Below are 1,165 nucleotides of genomic sequence, written 5' to 3' on the forward strand. Positions count from 1 at the left end.
ACAACACCAGCACCTACTGTACGGCCACCTTCACGGATCGCGAAACGTAGACCTTCGTCCATTGCGATTGGTGCGATTAGCTCTACAGTCATCTGTACGTTGTCGCCTGGCATTACCATTTCTACGCCGTCTGGTAGCTGGATGTCACCAGTTACGTCAGTTGTACGGAAGTAGAATTGTGGACGGTAGCCTTTGAAGAATGGAGTGTGACGACCACCTTCATCTTTAGACAGTACGTATACTTCTGATTCGAACTTAGTGTGTGGAGTGATTGAACCAGGCTTAGCTAGTACTTGACCACGCTCAACTTCGTCACGCTTAGTACCACGTAGAAGTGCACCAACGTTCTCACCTGCACGGCCTTCGTCTAGAAGCTTACGGAACATCTCAACACCAGTACATGTAGTTGTAGTAGTGTCTTTGATACCTACGATAGCAACTTCGTCACCTACAGTTAGGATACCACGCTCGATACGGCCAGTTACTACTGTACCACGACCTTGGATTGAGAATACGTCTTCGATAGGCATTAGGAATGGCTGATCTACCGCACGCTCTGGCTCAGGGATGTAAGTATCTAGAGCTTCTGCTAGTTCAACGATTTTCGCTTCCCACTGCTCTTCGCCGTTTAGTGCGCCTAGTGCAGAACCTTGGATAACTGGTAGGTCATCACCTGGGAAATCGTATTCAGATAGAAGTTCACGAACTTCCATTTCTACTAGTTCTAGTAGCTCTTCATCGTCAACCATGTCACATTTGTTCATGAATACGATGATGTATGGGATACCAACCTGACGGCCTAGTAGGATGTGCTCACGAGTTTGTGGCATTGGGCCATCTGTCGCAGCAACAACTAGGATACCACCGTCCATCTGTGCAGCACCAGTGATCATGTTTTTAACATAGTCAGCGTGTCCTGGACAGTCAACGTGTGCGTAGTGGCGTGATGGAGTGTCGTACTCAACGTGAGAAGTTGCGATTGTGATACCGCGCTCACGCTCTTCTGGAGCGTTATCGATAGATGCGAAGTCTTTAGCTACACCGCCGTAAACTTTAGCAAGAGTAGTACAGATAGCTGCAGTTAGAGTTGTTTTACCGTGGTCAACGTGGCCGATAGTACCAACGTTAACGTGCGGTTTCGTACGTTCAAATTTTTCTTTAGACA

1 protein-coding gene is annotated in these 1,165 nt (G+C 47.6%); it reads right to left on the reverse strand.

All coding sequences use genetic code 11. The features are described 5' to 3' along the window. Positions 1–1,165: elongation factor Tu (tuf, locus tag R7Q48_RS24500; RefSeq protein WP_171345263.1), on the reverse strand; the 1,165-nt coding region annotated here is incomplete at both ends.

The sequence above is a fragment of the Vibrio sp. 378 genome, from assembly GCF_033339435.1.